Origin of the sequence: Streptococcus sp. 959, assembly GCF_013277075.1 — a bacterium.
In the GTDB taxonomy this organism is placed as follows: domain Bacteria; phylum Bacillota; class Bacilli; order Lactobacillales; family Streptococcaceae; genus Streptococcus; species Streptococcus pseudopneumoniae_C.
Window position 1 is genome coordinate 1 of sequence record NZ_VMMF01000032.1, and the last position, 325, is coordinate 325.

Annotated in this window: 1 protein-coding gene; it reads left to right on the top strand. The window is 39.7% G+C overall.

Annotated elements, in window-relative coordinates; genetic code table 11:
* Positions 1 to 312: hypothetical protein (locus tag HT717_RS09035; RefSeq protein ID WP_173305076.1), on the top strand; the 312-nt coding region annotated here is incomplete at its 5' end.
* Between the last annotated feature and the right edge of the window lie 13 nt (positions 313 to 325).

Here is a 325-nt window from a genome sequence, read left to right on the forward strand (position 1 = left end):
CGCATCCGTAAATCAATCGGCAAGGAAAAAACCTATGGAAAGATTCTCCGTGCCGAGGAAGATATCAAAAAAGAGCTGACTCTTCTATCAGAAAGAGTCGCTCTCAATCTCAGTCAACAAGAAAAAGCTGGAAAAATTGTCATTTTAAAAATCCGCTACGAGGACTTTTCAACTCTTACTAAACGAAAAAGTCTGATTCAAAAAACACAGGATGCTAGCCAGATAAGCCAAATAGCCCTGCAACTCTATGAAGAATTAAACGAGAAAGAAAGAGGTGTCCGCCTGTTGGGGATTACCGTGACTGGATTTTAATACTCTTCGAAAA